At 63.6% G+C, this 15,533-nt stretch carries 14 protein-coding genes and 1 tRNA gene; 3 read left to right on the top strand and 12 right to left on the bottom strand.

All coding sequences use genetic code 11. The features are described 5' to 3' along the window. Window positions 1-27 precede the first annotated feature (27 nt). Together OOT43_RS02235 and OOT43_RS02230 are read right to left on the bottom strand one after the other, a co-directional pair. Entirely contained in the window at window positions 28-252 is a 225-nt protein-coding gene (locus OOT43_RS02235) for a hypothetical protein (RefSeq protein WP_266023051.1), read from the bottom strand. Further along, window positions 249-524 (bottom strand): hypothetical protein, encoded by a 276-nt coding sequence (locus tag OOT43_RS02230; protein WP_266023050.1) that lies wholly within the window; start codon window positions 522-524, stop codon window positions 249-251. The genes OOT43_RS02235 and OOT43_RS02230 overlap by 4 nt, the downstream gene beginning before the upstream one ends. Window positions 525-1,358: 834 nt before the next feature. Between OOT43_RS02230 and OOT43_RS02225 the strand changes: the two genes are divergently transcribed. Both OOT43_RS02225 and OOT43_RS02220 read left to right on the top strand, forming a co-directional pair. Next, the gene (locus OOT43_RS02225) at window positions 1,359-1,646 is read left to right on the top strand and encodes a BrnT family toxin (RefSeq protein ID WP_266023049.1); all 288 of its coding nucleotides are present in this window, start codon (window positions 1,359-1,361) and stop codon (window positions 1,644-1,646) included. After that, window positions 1,618-1,911: a BrnA antitoxin family protein gene (locus OOT43_RS02220; protein ID WP_266023048.1), complete on the top strand. Its 294-nt coding sequence runs from the start codon at window positions 1,618-1,620 to the stop codon at window positions 1,909-1,911. The genes OOT43_RS02225 and OOT43_RS02220 overlap by 29 nt, the downstream gene beginning before the upstream one ends. A 308-nt stretch (window positions 1,912-2,219) precedes the next feature. Here the strand turns inward: OOT43_RS02220 and OOT43_RS02215 are convergent, their stop codons facing one another. The 10 genes from OOT43_RS02215 to OOT43_RS02170 all read right to left on the bottom strand — a co-directional run bounded on the left by OOT43_RS02215 (window position 2,220) and on the right by OOT43_RS02170 (window position 10,397). Continuing rightward, window positions 2,220-2,426, bottom strand: coding sequence for a hypothetical protein (locus OOT43_RS02215; RefSeq protein ID WP_266023047.1), 207 nt, complete (start codon window positions 2,424-2,426; stop codon window positions 2,220-2,222). Window positions 2,427-2,430: 4 nt separating this feature from the next. Further along, window positions 2,431-2,829, bottom strand: a complete 399-nt coding sequence (locus tag OOT43_RS02210) for a J domain-containing protein (protein ID WP_266023046.1) — start codon at window positions 2,827-2,829, stop codon at window positions 2,431-2,433. Window positions 2,830-3,324: 495 nt separating this feature from the next. After that, window positions 3,325-3,735, bottom strand: a complete 411-nt coding sequence (locus OOT43_RS02205) for a hypothetical protein (RefSeq protein WP_266023045.1) — start codon at window positions 3,733-3,735, stop codon at window positions 3,325-3,327. 4 nt (window positions 3,736-3,739) lie between these two features. After that, window positions 3,740-4,384, bottom strand: coding sequence for a hypothetical protein (locus tag OOT43_RS02200; RefSeq protein WP_266023044.1), 645 nt, complete (start codon window positions 4,382-4,384; stop codon window positions 3,740-3,742). Window positions 4,385-5,079: 695 nt separating this feature from the next. Then, on the bottom strand, window positions 5,080-7,617 hold the full coding sequence (locus OOT43_RS02195; protein WP_266023043.1) for a DUF3987 domain-containing protein: 2,538 nt from the start codon (window positions 7,615-7,617) through the stop codon (window positions 5,080-5,082). Next, window positions 7,614-7,814 (bottom strand): hypothetical protein, encoded by a 201-nt coding sequence (locus tag OOT43_RS02190; RefSeq protein WP_266023042.1) that lies wholly within the window; start codon window positions 7,812-7,814, stop codon window positions 7,614-7,616. The genes OOT43_RS02195 and OOT43_RS02190 overlap by 4 nt, the downstream gene beginning before the upstream one ends. Next, complete coding sequence (locus OOT43_RS02185) at window positions 7,811-8,089, bottom strand: helix-turn-helix transcriptional regulator (protein ID WP_266023041.1); 279 nt, start codon at window positions 8,087-8,089, stop codon at window positions 7,811-7,813. Before OOT43_RS02185 ends, OOT43_RS02190 begins: the two co-directional genes overlap by 4 nt. 81 nt (window positions 8,090-8,170) lie before the next feature. Next, complete coding sequence (locus OOT43_RS02180; RefSeq protein WP_266023040.1) at window positions 8,171-8,725, bottom strand: hypothetical protein; 555 nt, start codon at window positions 8,723-8,725, stop codon at window positions 8,171-8,173. A gap of 172 nt (window positions 8,726-8,897) precedes the next feature. Then, complete coding sequence (locus tag OOT43_RS02175; protein ID WP_266023039.1) at window positions 8,898-10,106, bottom strand: tyrosine-type recombinase/integrase; 1,209 nt, start codon at window positions 10,104-10,106, stop codon at window positions 8,898-8,900. Between the two features lie 200 nt (window positions 10,107-10,306). After that, window positions 10,307-10,397: transfer RNA gene (locus OOT43_RS02170), tRNA-Ser, on the bottom strand. Between the two features lie 333 nt (window positions 10,398-10,730). On the opposite strand from OOT43_RS02170, the gene OOT43_RS02165 reads away from it, so the two are divergent. Beyond that, entirely contained in the window at window positions 10,731-15,446 is a 4,716-nt protein-coding gene (locus tag OOT43_RS02165) for a putative Ig domain-containing protein (protein WP_266023038.1), read from the top strand. Window positions 15,447-15,533: the final 87 nt, after the last annotated feature.

Here is a 15,533-nt window from a genome sequence, read left to right as displayed (position 1 = left end):
AAGGCCGTCAGGAACAGCTCGATGCGCTCAAGCATGGCGCTGCCCTCCCTGTCCGGCCTCGAACTCCAAGGCCCGAGCCGCCGCTTCCAGAAGCAGTTGCGTTTGCTGTAAAGACAGAGGTTCACGGCCGGGCAACACGCCATAGGCCACATGCCGGATAACCATCGCCGCCTGGACCAGTGTGTCGGCGCGGTCCAGCGGGGAAATCACTGGGTTGGTTTGGGTGGCGGTAACGCGGTCTAGAGCGTTCATGCCGCACCCACTTGGCTGCCCGCCTCGGCAGAAACCTGTAATGCACACGCGGCGCGATAGGCGCTACGAAGCAGGCTGTAGGCGTCATCGGCCCATTTAGCGATGTCGTCGATTCGGCCGTCGCCAGGGCTGGCGATGGACAACCTCTCGGCGTAGTTGGCCAAGGCGTTCAATTCGCCGGCCAAGAAACCGCAGTCGCGGACCAAGGCCGTGGTTTGGGGGAGGGTCAGGACGGAATCCGGGCGGTGGTCGCCCGTAGGCTTGGGTGTCATGGTGTGGCTCCTATGCTGTAGCTGGGAACCGTCACCGGCACTTTCCACGGTGCAATGGTGACGGACGATACGGGGGTGGAAAACCGGGCATAGGTCCGGCCACGGACGAACCGTGCCCCGCACCGCCCGCCATGGGAAACCGACAGGCACAAAAAAGCGCCTGTCATGGCGCTGGTGCGCCTATGCAAGTCCGGGTTTCCACGCCCGGCCCTGGATGCGTCCAGGGAACGGCTCAGAGTGTAGCAGCAGGGCAGGGAGCGAGGGAATAGGGGAAGACGCCAGCAAGGGCGCTGGGACCGAATCAAGGGCTTCCCCGGAGCGCTGCGCAGTCACGCTCCCCGAGCCCCGGCGGCTCGTCCGTCTTTGCGCGTCAGCCTGTTGTGGAAACCGGCCAGGCAACGCCCGACGCTGGGCGGGAGAAAGCACGGCGGATTATAGCCCGAGCCGAGGAGGCCGGCTGAACCTGCGCCCTGGTGGTGATCGGGAGGCTTCCCCGGAGCGGCGCGCCAACACGCCCCGCGGATTCCGGCATACCACCCGTCTTGATGCCGGTCAGGCCGTCATAGACCAGTGACCCGCCGGCCAGCGCTGAGCGGAGGGAAGCAACGAGGAGTATAGCGGGTTGGCCTGCCCGGTCCTTGGCCGAGAAAACTTCTCCGGAGCGCTGCGCATCCACGCTCCACGAACTCTGGCTTATGGCCTGCCTTGACACCGGTCAGCCCCACCAGGCCAGCGGGCCGCCGGTCAGCACCGGGCAGAGAGAAGCGGATTCATTCTACCCCTCGCGATAGTCGCGTCATAGACGGTATGCACAATTGTGCATATACTCGCCCGATGAAGATCGAATTCGATCCTGAGAAAGCCGCGGCCAATCCGTTGAAACATGAAGGTGTGACCTTCCAGGAAGCGCAAGCGGTCTTGCTCGATCCCTACGCCCTGACACGTGAAGACGTGGACACCGATGGGGAACACCGCTTCGTCACCCTTGGCATGGGCGCCAAGGGACGGATTCTGATCGTGGTCTGGACGCCGCGCGGAGACAACGTGCGGCTGATCTCGGCCTGGAAAGCGAACCAACCTCAACGAAAACGCTATGAGCAACAATTCCGACCCGATGTATGACCGCTACGCCGATATGGACTTCACCGACGCCAAACCCGTCCGGGAAGTCCCGCACTTGGCGCGACTGCAAGCCGAGCACGGAGGGAAGTCCCGCATCACCATCCGGGTGGACAATGACACCCTGGCCGTGTTCAAGGCGCGGGCGGAGATGGCAGGCGGCAACTACCAAACGCTGATGAACGAAGCCTTGCGACAGTTCGCCCAGGGCTTGACTCTTGCCGACGTGGTGCGGGAAACGATCCGGGAAGAGCTGCACCAGGCCTGAGAGAGCGGCACACCGAAAGCAGGAACGCCTTGTTCCCTCAACCTTTTGATCTTGCTTAATTCTTCCAGAAAACCGGAATTGCCGTTCAGCGCCGGGAACGGTCCCAAGACCGCCGGAGGGCCACAGGAAAGGGGCGGAGACGAAAAGGAGTAGCGCATCCGCCAAACGCGCCGCCAGGGGCATCGGGTGAAGCCCCAAGCGCAAAAAGCCCCGCGTGGTTCTCAGTCAGACCGGCTCAAACGCCGGGGAGGAGCGCTGCCACGCGGGGCGTTGAGTGGAGCATACCGCCGTCTCTGCGGAAGGGTCAATCAATCCTCCATCCCGCCGGCAATGCCCCGCACCAACCGCGCGAGTCCGTCCTTGCTCCAGCCGGCCCGCTCCGCCGCTTTCTGGATCGTCCAGCCATCACAGGCCGCAAGCAACCAGCACGCCGCGTAACGCGCCTCCTGGGCTGCTTGGTCGAGCTGCTTGGCCTGCTGAAGTAGCACAATGGCTTCGGTCGCCTCAGTCTGCATCGTTTCACCCCATCAACCGTTCATAAGCCGCCTTCGCTCGCGTGAAGGACTGATGATCGCCGCCCCGGTCCGGGTGCAGCCGCATCGCCAGCCGCCGCCAGGCTGTCTTGATCGCCGCCGCGTCTTCGTAGCCTTGCAGTCCCAATACCCTCAAATCCTCGTGCCGCTGGAATGCCGCGAAGCTTAGCCCATATCCCGCTCGCTCCCCGGCCTGGCCACGCCGGAAGGCCGCCTCGGCTTCCGCCTGCGCCAGCCGGGCCTGCCGGATCATGTCCTCGATCCGCCAGCCCTGGAACGCCTGCCAGGCTTCCTCCGACCGATCCGCCGGGTTCCAATCCCGTCGCCTGGCAGAACGCCGCGAATTCCGCTCCGGCGAAGGCTTGTTGCCGTCGCTGTTCGCCATGGCGCCGCAATTCCGCCTCCCAGCCGGCCCGGAACCGCCGACCGGCCTCCGCCAGTTCCGCCAAGCCTCGCGGCCCTCGCTCCGCCTTGAACGCCGCCCAAGCCCTCGAACCCTCGGAGCGCCGCGTTTCCCCTTCCGCCCGGAGCTGCTCCCGCACCTTGGCCCAGGACGGCGCCCACCCGCCGGTGATGGTCCCGAACGCCAACCCCGCTAGCGCAGCGGCGATCCGGCCATAGGCCTCGTCTTCCGTATCGGTACGCCCGCACGCCATCGCCTTCGGGTACGGCCGCTTCAGGACCTCCCGCCGCTGTACCGCCCACAGCCAGTAGCCGCGGTACCGCTCCAGGGCAAACCGCCCGTGGTACTTGTTCCGGCTCACGATGCACTCCAAGACAGCGGGGTGCTCCGCTTGGACCGGGAACGCCCCAGGGTGATGAAAAAACGCCCCGCAATCGCTTGCAGGGCGCCTCGTGGCTATTTCATCCGCGCCACGATCTACTGCGAAACGCCGCTCGGACTGCCGAACGCCATCCCGGCCATGGCGTTTGCCAGGCCCAGCCGAGAAGCGTTCTTCACCGCCACCGTGGTCGCCGCATTCGACAATCCCAGATGGCGCGCCCGGTACGCCTGCTGTTCCGGTGTCAGCGTCAGCCCGAACCGTTCATCTTGTCGCTGCAACATCGCCGGCTGCGCGGCCAGGGCATCCTTCAAGCCCAGCTCGACTTGCTTCATTCCGTCGCCCATCAGACCGCCCCGCGCCATCTTGGCCAGCTTCTGTTCTATCGGCTGATACCGGCCCGACCAGGTGTTCAAATCCTGGAACGCCTGGTCGCGCAACACCTTATCCGCCGCGTTCAGTTGAAACTGCTCGGTGCCTGCATCCGCACCGCCGCCCCCCATGCTCATGTCATCACCTCGTTGCGTTAGAAAGCCCGGACCCCAGACCGCCACCCAGGGCCGCCGCCGTCAAGGCCAGGCCCGCGCCGCCGGTCATCGCACCCAGCGCCGCACCGCCCACCATGCCGGCGATCTGCCCCCAATTAGCACCGGAAGAAGCGTTCGCTTGCGCCAGTTTGGCCCGCTGCCGCTCCCAGGCGTTCGCCTTGTCGGACAGGCCCGAGAACGTATCCAGAGCCGACCCCAGCCGTTGCCGACCCGCGCCGACGGCCGCATTCATCAGCCCCAGCCGCTTATCGAGATGGCCCAGACGGCCCTGAGTCGAGCCCTGCGCCCGGGCTTTCGCATCCGCCAGCCCCAGTTGCGTTTGAGCCGCCATGAAGCGCCCGCTTCCCGGTGCCGCGCCCGCCGCCATGGTGTTGGCCATCGCTCGCTGTTGCATCGGTGCCATCTGCTGCACCGCATGGCTCAACCCCAGCCCGCCGGCCGAGTTGTAAGCCAGCGGCGTGTCCAGCGCCTTCATGTTTCGGACCGCGAACTTCTCAACGGGCGCCGCGATCGCATTCGATGCGCCCAGGATGTTCTGGAGCACGTTCGCGTACTCCGTTTCCTGCGCCGTAATCTGCGGGGTCATCGCCCCGCCGCCGCCGCTACTCATGGATTAACCTCATGCTTCATGTTCGTTTGTGAAGGGGGATACCCCCCCCTCTCCATTTCTCTGAAATGTGATGTTATCACCTTGCAATTATTCGATGCCGGCCTCCTTGAGCTTCGCCTCTAGCTCGTCGATCCGCTTTTCCAGCTTGAGAATGAACCGGTCCCGATCCTCAACAAGCCACCGCATGAACTCTCGATCACCACACTGCGAACGCCAATCGAAGCGTTTGCGCGCTGGAACGCTCGGCTTATACGGAAATCGGGGAAGCCCTCTGCTGTCAAACTCAACCATTTTTCACTCCAAGTGATAAAGGCGCCTCACGGCGCGAACTCGCCCGGCTGGGCCAGCCGGGTACCAGGGTCGGCGACCGCCGCCGGACGCCAAACCCCTCAAAATCACACCTACACCCCCAACTCATTACACGAAACCCACGAAACCTGTTTTGCCTTCTTAGGGGGTTTTGAGGTTTTGTGTAGAGATTTCCGGGGTAATGTTGATTTTGTGTATTAAGATGATGATATTTAAGTTAAAAAAACCTTTAAGGCGTAATTCACAAATACACGAAACCCGCCTTTTTTGTTGCACAGAAGCCGAAAAAGCACGAGGTTTTGTGAAACACAGAACCGGAATGCCTTCACAAAACCCCCTTGTCGGGAGGTTTTGAGGGTTTTGTGTAGTTCTGTGTATCCGGACCGTCACGCCGCATCCGCAGGACCCAGCGCCCGCTCATTGACGAGGTACTCCCGTGTCGGCCGTCCGCCGCGTTCACTGGCGGGCACCTGCCGGTTGCCGAGCAAGACCAGCCACTCCTCGAGTGTCACCAACGCCCGGTCGAGCTGCTCCTTGCGGGCAAAACGTGCCCGTAAAGCCTGGTGTGCCTCCCGCGCCCGGAAGGTCCGCCGCTGCCCGGCCCGCAGCCAGCGCAGCAGCGCATGGGCGTCCTCCTCCTGCTTCGCCATACCCATCAGCCCGAACGCAGCCAGCGCGTGGGGGATCAGCAGCCGGCCCAGCTCGGTGGCCCGTTCTACGGGATCGAGCCCAATCACGTCCACGGTCGGCCCCTGCATTGCCAGGTGCAGCAAACCCGCGATGCGTGCCACCGCGCCCGGCAGTTTGCTCGTCCACTCGGTGATGTGTTCCAGGGGATTCCCCGCGCCGTGTTGGCGCTCGATCTCCTCGGCAAAGGACAACCAGCATTCCTTAGCGTCGGGGGCGAAGGCCAGTGTTCGCGGCGCGGAAACGGGTTCCGTCCGGCCCTCCAGGAGCCGAAACAGTCCGGCCTCATAATCTCGTTGAATATCTTCCGAAACGCTGACGTGCTGCCGTACGTCCCGTTGGCCGACATTGGATTGAGGAATCACGTATAGGAAGCGCGCTAGCAATCCGGAATCCTTAAACCGGCGGTTCTTCCCCACGTCTGCCAGAACGCCGGGTTGCAGCATCAGGCCCATGGTCACGGCCGTCCGGTCGACATGGGCCAATCGCCCGCCCCGGTCCACCCGCATGCTGCTCCCCGAGTGGCCTTGCAGATATACGTCAACAGATGCCATGCCTCCGGAATAAGCACCGCCCATGACCTGGAAAATGCCACCCTCGTCGCTGAGAAACGCCATCGCCTCTCCGTGCTCGACGACCAATTGTTGGGTGCGCTCCGACGTGCTGTCGCTCGTGAATAGCCGCGGAGCTAGCAGCTCGGCCGGCGTAGCCTCAATCTCGGCCTGAATCTCTCCCGTCAACGCCTGCCGCGCTTCCGCGGATTCGGCCCGCATCGCCTTTTTCTTGAGGGCTTCGATACGCTTTTCCGCGATGGCCCGTGCCGCCTGCCGCCGCGCGATTTCCGGCCGGAGCCGGTCACGTTGCAGTTTTTCCCAGCGGACCAGTGGTTGGGTGAGCGCACCCATCACTGCGGATTTCCGGCTGCCTGGTGGCATCGCGGTGATGGTCCATAAGCTCAAAGGTTCCACGTAGCCGGTGGCGTGGGGCGATACTTCAAAGCGCCGCTGGCAGCAGGTCGCCACCGTCGCCAGCGCCACCATAACCGCCGCTGCGCTGGGCGTTTGGCAAGAGGCCGAGACCGCTTCAGACATACTGCCGACCCAGCCGGGCAGCAGTATGTCGGGGATATTCGGAACATCGGTGCCGTCGGGAATCAGCGGCTCAGGCCACGTCGTTGGCCCGGCTTCCACGCGGGCGTTGGCGCGCTCGGCGCTCCTGCCTTCGCGTTCGCCCCGTCCGGTAGCCCCCCGCTGACGCGCGGCCATTTCCGGGGGTTCGCCCGCTTCCGCCGGGTGTGGCACCCGGCTCCGCGCCGCCCGTTCGCGGGCCGGGTTGGTCCATCCATGGCGCTGCGCTTCGACGAAGATCGTGCGGTAGTCGGCGCTGGCGCCGTCGAAGCTCTCCCACTTCTTCGCCGCCGCGGCCGGATCGAACTTGTCCGACGTAGCCGACCATGCCATCCATAGCCCGCGCCCTGTATCGCCCAATCCAGAGAGTCCCAGGCCGACCTTAATCCACATATCGTAGGGATCGGCCGAGAGTGTAAACAGCGCCTCACGCAGGTCTTGGAGCCCCGAAGCGTCGAGCGTCTGCGCCGGGGCGGTGTGCTGCATCGTCCGCTCCGCCCGCCGTGGTGCTGAAGACCCCAGCTCGTCCCAAATATTGAGTAGGGCCTCCGACATTTTCGGCGGACTCCACCACTTGCCGGTACCGCCCCACTGATAGGGTTTGCCGGTGTCCGGGTGCAGCGAAGGCGGAAGCACGTCTTGCACGGTCAGACCGTCTGCCGAGCCGCAGCGCAATTCAAGGATGACTTGGCCGTCGGCCCCGGTAACCTTTACGCTCGGCTTTGGCGTCGCAAGCCGGAACAGCAGCTTCGCTTTGCCCGGCTTGCCGGAAACGATCTGCACCGCTTCCGGAGCGCCCAACAGGGCGATGAGGTCGATTCCTCGATCTCCCAGCCATTCCACGGCCGATTGATAATCGTCGATGTCCAGCGTCGCCGTGCCGCTCCAGGCGTGGAGCAGACCTGCCGCCTCCAGCGTGGCCGCCTGATCCGGGTCGCTGATTGCGTTCTCTTCCCGGTTCCACCCTTTGCCGGTCGGTGCCTTCGTTCCGGCCCGGAGCAGGCATAGTCGCCAGTCGGCGTACCGAACGTAAGCCTCGTACTGGTTGCGATGCCGGCGACGGCGCCAGCGTGGTTTCTGCCAACACACCGCCGCAGCTTGCCCGGTCATAATTCGCCCTCCTTGGCCACGGCCCAGGGCCAGCGAACCACCCGCCGGGATCGACCTTTGGTAAATGCATCGCCACATCCGTCGCGGCGCGGGATGATTTCTTCGAACTTGCTGAGCCGCAGCAGCGCGCCGGATTCGGCATCCACCAACCATCCGTCCCGCCAAAGCTCGTGCAAACTGGGCGTGGTGCCGTTCATATCGCACCTTCTCCGGTTCGCGCGGCGTGGAGCTGGGCGACCAGTTCCCGGATATCGTCGTCCGTCGCGCCAGCAATACGGGCCCGGTTAATCGCCTCGACCTCGTGCAGGGGCCAGGCAACACGGCCGCCGCCGAGCGCTACGCCCCGAATGAAAAGGCCCGCGGCGATGTCGTTGTAAATTTTCGTACGAGATTTACCCGTCAAATCCGAGACACGCGGTCGGCGCAGAAGCGCTACCGCCGAAGGCGTCACCATATAGCTATCTCCCGTCATCTAAGGCCTGCGCGGAATTGCGCGGGGCTGTGCGGGATTGTCCGGATTTGGGTGTAGCGCTCTAATCGGTCATAACGCGATTTATGGCCGGAGCGTAGGGGCCAAGTCTTTCAGGTCTTCGTATGTAAAATGCCCAACGAAGTCTTTGAAATCTCTACAGGCGGCTTCAACGGCCTTTTCACCGCCTTCATCGAAAAACAAGCCAGCCGTCTCAGTGACCGCATCAAGCCACGTGAAGTTCTTGTAGGTTTGCAAAACATGTACGTGCGCGGCCATGGCTACATCACGTGCCAAGTGATCGGGCCGAGGATATTCGCCGCGTCCACGTTTCAAACCAAAAGCGACATCTGCCGATTTTGGTTTCGACTCTCCCTTTCCCAGGATTCGGCCGAAGGCATGCCTTAAGTACTCGTGCAAAACGTCTCTGTCGTAGTCCTCATAATTTTCAATGCGCCAGTAAAAATAGCCAATCAGCGCGCGGGCGGCGGCTGGGTTTTTTCCAACGATGACGTCAGCCAGGTACCTCCTCAGGTCTGAAGCGGATAAAGTAGCATTCGCCACGAATTCTTCCGCTTCTTCCTCCGAGTTTACGAAACGCGCCGCCAGTTCCTCGGGAGTAAAAGGAAGATCGGTCATAACACACCCTCGCGTGTTCAACCCCTCAAGAAAGATAGGCGCCAAGCCTTCAGCGGCGAGGGAACCGCCTTTTCGCCCGGCCAAAGGCTAGGCTTGGCAAAACTCGGAGATAGGGGCGCTACGGCATCAACGCTCCATCATCGGACCGATAAGGAGAAGTTCGCCGCTCATATCAAGCCTTACGCTTTGGCGCCAGCGGAATCACCTCCGCGCCGTGCTTCAGCCGATCTAGATAGTCCGCCCATACCTGCATCATTTTTCGCCGCTCGGGAAGAAATTCCGCCCGGCAATAGGCGGCCTTCACCTTGTTGCGCTCCGCGTGGGCCAACTGCCGCTCGATCACGTCGGAATTGAATCCCTGCTCATGCAGAATGGTGCTCGCCGTGGTGCGCAGCCCGTGGGCTGTCTGCCTGTCGGTCAGTCCCAGCCGCCGCATGGAAGCGCCCAGTGTTTCGCGGCTCATGGAGGCCTCGGCATTCGTCGCGCTGGGGAACACATACCGCCCGTCGCCGCTCAAGGGGTATATCTCCCGCAAAAGCGCCACCGCTTGTTTGCTCAAGGGCACGAAGTGCGCCGCCCTGGCCTTCATCTTCTCGGCCGGAATCCGCCATTCCCCGGCATCGAGATCGAGTTCGGACCATTCCATCTGCGCCAGATTCGCCGGCCGCACCATCACCAGCGGGGCCAGTTGCAGAGCAATCCGTACCACATGGGTGCCGGAATAGCGCGCCAGCGCCCGCAGCATCTCGCCGACTTCGCGCGGATCGGTCAGCGCGGAGAAGTGGCCTTTGGTGGGGGAGGGCAGCGCGCCTCTCAGGTCGCCAGTCGGGTCGCGGTCGGCGCGCCCCGTGGCCACCGCGTAACGGAAGGCCTGGCCGACGAACTGACGGGTGCGCGCCGCCGTCTCCAACGCACCGCGGGCCGTAATGCGCCGCAGCATGGTCAGCACCTCGACCGGACCCAATTCCTTGATGGGTGTGCTGCCTATCCAAGGGAAGACATCGCGCTCGAAGCATTCCTTGACGTGGCGGTGATGACTCGCCGACCAGCTTGGGGACTTGTTCGCCATGAATTCGCGGGCGATGGCCTCGAACGAATCGCCGCCCGCCTTCGCGATCTTTGCCGCCTTCTTGTTCTCGCCGGGATCGACCCCGGCCACCAGCAGCTTGCGGGCTTCATCGCGCCGGTCACGGGCATCCCGCAAGCTCACGGCCGGATATACCCCGAATGCCAGGCGTTTCTCTTTGCCACCGAACCGGTACTTCATCCGCCAATACTTGGCGCCGGTCGGCATGATTTCGAGGTAAAGGCCTTTCTCGTCGGAGAGCTTGAAGGGCTTCTCCTTGGGCTTGATGCGTTTGATCGCGGTATCGGTCAACATGGCTACACCTCAGACGTGGCGCGGCTTCCGGCCATTTGGGGGCATCAGCCTCGGCCGGGTTGGGTCATGCCCCCAGATGTGCCCCCAAAAAGCACGGGCTTGCGGGGGATCATGTGGGACAGTCTGGGACGTAGTTTATACGAAAAAGCCCGCAATTCTGCGGGCTTGGGGACATTCTGGGACTGCCTGGAACAGTCGGATGGCGGAGAGAGAGGGATTCGAACCCTCGATACGGTATTACCGTATACACACTTTCCAGGCGTGCTCCTTAAACCACTCGGACATCTCTCCGCTGGAAGGCGCGCATTTTAGCCGAGATTTTGTCTACTGTCAGCCATCACTCTTGGGCTCTCACTGTTGGGCAGCCTCACTCCTAGCTATCTACCTGTGACGGGTCATCCGTCGGGGAGACTTTTGGCCCCGTCGAATTTCAGCTGATCACGACGACAAGACAAGGCCCTTGAACCGTCGCCGCTGAAGCCCAAGGATCCTCCGCAATTTGGGTACAACTTTTGCCTTATAACGTCATCCCCTCGTAAGCGAATTCGTTGGGGGCGAGAACATGCATTCAAGCTGCGCAGTGCTTGAAACCTCAAGATGGCCACAACAGCAAGGATAAGGACCATGAATCATCGCGGCTGCAATCGGAGCACAGCCCTCAGTTTGCGTACGGCTCTGGATGCTCAGAGTCATCCCCTCGCAAACGCATTTGTTGGGTGCGACGAGACCTACCCGACCTACCGGGTGCTTTGGTTTCTGTTCATCGGTGCGCTGCTGGCGCCCGCGGCATTTGCCGCAGATGCCGTGGCAAAGACCGCAGCCCATCCTGCCATGGTTCTCACAGCCAAATGGAACGGCCATGCCTTGAGCGTCAAGGGCAAGCTCAAGCAGGGCAATGCCACTGCCGTCGATCTCTACGACGGCAGCGGACGCTTGCTGGGACAGGCGGCGGTGGATGCGAAACACCGTTTCAAGCTGACCCGGACCGATCTGGACCGTCCCGGGTCGCTCTGTACCGTAGAGGCCAAGACCGGCGAGGCCACGGCATCGGTGACGGTCAAAGGCCGGCCCAAGACCTGCGCCAAGACGCCGTCGTGCCAGATCATCTCACCCGTTGGCAGCGTTCATGCCGCAGTCAACACCGACGTGAGCTTCCGGGGACAGGCCGCTCTGAACGACCCCGAAGCCGGGCCGCTGAAGATGGAATGGGATTTCGGCGGCGGCTCGATGGGCCAGACGGTGCCGGGTACCACGCCCACCCTCTATCTGCGCCCCACCGGCACCGACGCCAAAGTTCAGTTCATCCGCGACAACGGCCGCTACCGGGTGCGGTTCATGGCCTGGGACAAGCAGCAACGCTTCTGCGAGGACTCGGTGGAAGTCGTAGTCGGCAATCCGCCGGATACCGATCCGGGCTTCGGCGCCGCCCTGCCCGCGATCCAGAGCATGGCGCAAGCCTCCCGGCAGTCGGCGCCGGCGAGCGGCAGCCAGATGCAGGGCAAGGCCGACGACTGGGTGGTGTTGCCCTACCAGGATTGGACCATGCAGACCGCCAGCGACGCCAAGACCATGCCCAACATCACTAACCCGCTCGGGCCGCCGGTCACCAACATCAACGCCCTCGTCTACCAGAAGGCGCGAAAGCCCGTCATTGTCGACGCCAACACCGCGGCCCTGTTCTACTCGTCGGCCTCCAATCCGGTCGATCCGGTAGGTCCCGACTCCATCAATACCACCAGCCAGAACTGGCCGGTGGGCGCCCCCTTGCTACAGGCCACGGTGCAGAAGAGCGACTGGTTCGACAGCTATGTCCGGCCCTCCGACCAGGCCGACCTGCTCGCTCCCGACTATATCAGCTTCAGCTACGCCGGCTTCCTCGACGGGAAGCTCACCACCCGGCCGGACGAGGGCTTCCACAACGGCACCACCGTCAACACCGACCATGGCCGCTACATGCCGGGCATCGATCAACCCTACCAGGCCAACGTCCCCCAGGAATTCAGCGGATTCGACAGCCAGAACAATGCCTTCGCCGCCCGATTGCTGCCGGTCACCGATATCGACGACGCCGGCCGGGTCAACCCCAACCCCTTGTTCCGCATCGAGGCCCGCAACCGCAACGGCACCGTGACCGCGACCGATCTGGCCATCTCCTCCGCCCGCGACATGCGCTGCCGCACCTGCCACCTCACCGGCGGCATCGGCTCCAACCCGGCCTATGCCAAACAAGGCCGAGGAGACCCCCTGGTTTTTCACGAACCAGCCAGCGACAGCCTGTTCGACCTGGAATACTCCGCCATCGGCAACACGGCCGCCCTGCACAGCAACGTCGGTCCTTACATCGACCAGATGGAGATGGGGAATGACGGCGTCTTCGTGCTGAAAAACAAGCAGATTCATTGGGACGGCCCCATCGGCTGCGCCAACGCCAACAGCGCCTGCCACTCCTCGGTCATGCAAACCATGCCCTTCGGCCTTCCGCTGCCCGGCGCGCATCATGGCGGGATGTTGGCGTCCACCGTGCACGGCATTCACGCCGGCTTTTTCTATAACGACGAACACAAGACCGACATTGCCCGCACCAGCCAACTGGGCGTCCAGGACCGCGGATACGGCGTCCCGCTGGGACAGGACTGGAGCTACTGGGACCCGAAAACCGGCTCGTTGCCGAATACCTTGTTCCCCGTGAAGGACGCCAGCGGCCAGGTGCTGCCGATGGAGCAGAATTGCCTGCTGTGCCACGGCGGCCTGCGCGAGCAGAGCTACCGCGACCGCATGTACACCGCCGGCGTCACCTGCTATCAGTGCCACGGCGACGTGACCGCCGTTACCGGGGGACCCACGTTGGCTCACCCCAATCCGGACGGCACGTCCCGCCACCGGCCCTGGGTCGACGCGCCCGACTGCGGCGCCTGCCACACCGGCAACGCCAACCGCGGCAAGAGCGGCGCGGACGGTTTCTACAGCGCCGGGGTGATGAAGACGGCCTTCGACGAAACCGACCGCTCGGCGTCGCCGCGCCAGCCCGATCCTGCCAATCCGGACGAAATCCGTTTCGCCGTGCCGGTAACCTCCATGCGTTTCGGCGATACCTTTCCCGACCCGAATGGCGGCCCGCCGCGGCCAGTCATCACCAGGGCCAGGCTGTACCGGGCCAGCAAGGATGTCCACGGTCAGGTGCCCTGCGCCGCCTGTCATGGCGCGGCCCATGGGATTTGGCCAATGCGCGATCCCAATTCCAACGACAACGTGACCTCGCTCCAGTTGCAGGGTCACACCGGCCCCATCGCGGAGTGTCAGGTCTGCCACACCGCGGACTCGTTCGCCAAATCGGAAGATCTGGACGAAGGGGCGAAGGTGGTGGACGCCCTGGCCGGCGTTCTGGGCGGACCGCACAACATGCATCCCGTCTACGATCCCAGCTGGTGGAAAGGCGCAGCGGAAGACAACACCCCCAATTCCAGCAGCGGCAGGATCAAAGGCGGTTGGCACAACGACTACGCCAAGAAACCCGGCCACACCGGCGAGGACCAGTGCGCCGCCTGCCACGGCAACGACCACAAGGGCGCCCGTCTGTCGAAGACGCCGGTGGACCGCGAGTTCGTCACCGCCAAGGGCAGGAAGATCAAGGTGGCCGCGGGCACGCCGATCGGCTGCGACTTGTGCCACAGCATCGAGAAAAGCTGCACCGGCTCCCCGGCGGGCGGCGATTGCGGCCATCCCTCCGAGAAGGTCGCGGTCGCTCCCAACCAGAAGCCGGTCATCACCTCGTCCAGCGATACCCAGGCGGTATTCGGCGACGACTACCAGCACACGGTCACGGCTACCGATCCCGAAGGCCATCCGCTGACCTATAGCATGAGCCAAGTCGAAGGCGCCACCATCGACGGCAACGGGGTCGTGCGGATTCCCGCCGCCCAGATCCATGGACCCCACGTACACGACCGCAACTACGTGACGGGAGTGCACAACGTGGTCGACCCGCACGTGCTGGACTATTACGTCACAGTCAGCGACGACCAGGGCGGGCAAACGACGCAATTGCTGCGCGTCATCGCCAGTTGCCCGCAAGACCTGATCTACGACATGGGCGGCGCGAGCTGCACCGGGGTGACCGTCACTTCGTTCATCAGCAGTACGGGTCTCAATCCCGGAGACACCTTCCGCTACGCGGTCAAGGCACAGCAACGCAGCGGCCAGCCTCTGAGCTACAGCCTCCAGGGCCAGCCGGACGGCATGACCATCGACGCTTCCGGCGTGGTCGAATGGACTCCGCAAGCCGGCCAGACCGGCCCGGCCAGCTTCACCGTCATCGCCACCGGCCAGCGAGGCGCCGCCCAGCAGCGGAACACCGTGACCGTCTGCGCTCCGCCCTTGCATTGGTATGGAGGGTGCGTGGGTGCGGTGGCCATCACGTCGAAACCCTTCGTCAACGCCGTCGCCAGCGGCGAGGCCTATCACTACCGGGTGATAGCCACGGACTGGAACAACCTGCCCCTGACCTTCAGCCTGAGCGGCGCCCCGGACGGCATGACCCTCAGCCGCATCGACGACCACAGCGCCCGGATCGACTGGCGAGCCCAGAGCAGCTCCGGCAACAGCACCACGGTCACCTACACGGTCAGGGCCGAGGACGGCCAGGGCGGCATGGCCGAACAGGCCGAGTGGATCAGCATCTGCGTGTCACCGGATATCGACTATAACGGCATATGCCAAAGCCCCATCCAGTTCCCTCCACAGCCGCAGAACATGGGCGCGGTAGGGGGCGATCACTTCACCTACCAGGCGGCCGCCACTCACCTCATGGGCCTGCCGATCTCCTATGGCTTGAGCAGCGCTCCGGAGGGCATGACGATAAATCCGCAGACCGGGCAGATCGACTGGGTCGCCGTCTACAACCCAGACAACCCCGTCGTCGACATCACCATCACCGCCACCGATAACGCCGTCCCGCCGGCCACGGCCAGCCAGTTCTTCCAGCTCAATGTCTGCGAGGCCGGGATGCGTTGGGATAACGGCAATTGCCAGGGACCGGTGGTGATCGATCCCCCGCCTGTATTGGGCGTCGACGCCGGCGCGGTCTTCACGTACCAGGTGGTCGCCAGGAACACGAACGGAGGGCCGTTCACCTTGAGCCTGATGGATGCCCCGGACAGCATGACCATCGATGCCAACGGCGTCATCACCTACCAGGCGCCCACCGACCTGAGCAACGGCGATGGCTTTAGCTACACCGTCGTCGCCACGGACGGTCAGGGACGGCAGACGATGCAGGGCGTCAACATCGTCGTGTGCGGCCTGCCGACCCATTGGGACAACGACGCCATGAGTTGCCAATAGGATATCGCCCCATCCCGGAGACGCCCTACCGGCCGGGATCGGGCGCCAGAAAATCAGGATCGGTTGGCTTTCAGTCGGGTTACACCG

The organism is Methylococcus mesophilus (assembly GCF_026247885.1).
Taxonomy (GTDB): domain Bacteria; phylum Pseudomonadota; class Gammaproteobacteria; order Methylococcales; family Methylococcaceae; genus Methylococcus; species Methylococcus mesophilus.
This window is presented reverse-complemented; position numbering and strand designations above follow the sequence as displayed.

Excerpts from the sequence above, each read along its gene's own strand:
- OOT43_RS02205 (WP_266023045.1), bottom strand. The coding sequence starts at position 3,735 with ATGAGCATGGGGGGCGGCGGTGCGGATGCAGGCACCGAGCAGTTTCAA.
- OOT43_RS02225 (WP_266023049.1), top strand. The coding sequence starts at position 1,359 with ATGAAGATCGAATTCGATCCTGAGAAAGCCGCGGCCAATCCGTTGAAA.
- OOT43_RS02195 (WP_266023043.1), bottom strand. The coding sequence starts at position 7,617 with ATGACCGGGCAAGCTGCGGCGGTGTGTTGGCAGAAACCACGCTGGCGC.
- OOT43_RS02200 (WP_266023044.1), bottom strand. The coding sequence starts at position 4,384 with ATGAGTAGCGGCGGCGGCGGGGCGATGACCCCGCAGATTACGGCGCAG.
- OOT43_RS02180 (WP_266023040.1), bottom strand. The coding sequence starts at position 8,725 with ATGACCGATCTTCCTTTTACTCCCGAGGAACTGGCGGCGCGTTTCGTA.
- OOT43_RS02190 (WP_266023042.1), bottom strand. The coding sequence starts at position 7,814 with ATGAACGGCACCACGCCCAGTTTGCACGAGCTTTGGCGGGACGGATGG.
- OOT43_RS02165 (WP_266023038.1), top strand. The coding sequence starts at position 10,731 with ATGAATCATCGCGGCTGCAATCGGAGCACAGCCCTCAGTTTGCGTACG.
- OOT43_RS02230 (WP_266023050.1), bottom strand. The coding sequence starts at position 524 with ATGACACCCAAGCCTACGGGCGACCACCGCCCGGATTCCGTCCTGACC.
- OOT43_RS02215 (WP_266023047.1), bottom strand. The coding sequence starts at position 2,426 with ATGCAGACTGAGGCGACCGAAGCCATTGTGCTACTTCAGCAGGCCAAG.
- OOT43_RS02185 (WP_266023041.1), bottom strand. The coding sequence starts at position 8,089 with ATGACGGGAGATAGCTATATGGTGACGCCTTCGGCGGTAGCGCTTCTG.
- OOT43_RS02235 (WP_266023051.1), bottom strand. The coding sequence starts at position 252 with ATGAACGCTCTAGACCGCGTTACCGCCACCCAAACCAACCCAGTGATT.
- OOT43_RS02220 (WP_266023048.1), top strand. The coding sequence starts at position 1,618 with ATGAGCAACAATTCCGACCCGATGTATGACCGCTACGCCGATATGGAC.
- OOT43_RS02175 (WP_266023039.1), bottom strand. The coding sequence starts at position 10,106 with ATGTTGACCGATACCGCGATCAAACGCATCAAGCCCAAGGAGAAGCCC.
- OOT43_RS02210 (WP_266023046.1), bottom strand. The coding sequence starts at position 2,829 with ATGGCGAACAGCGACGGCAACAAGCCTTCGCCGGAGCGGAATTCGCGG.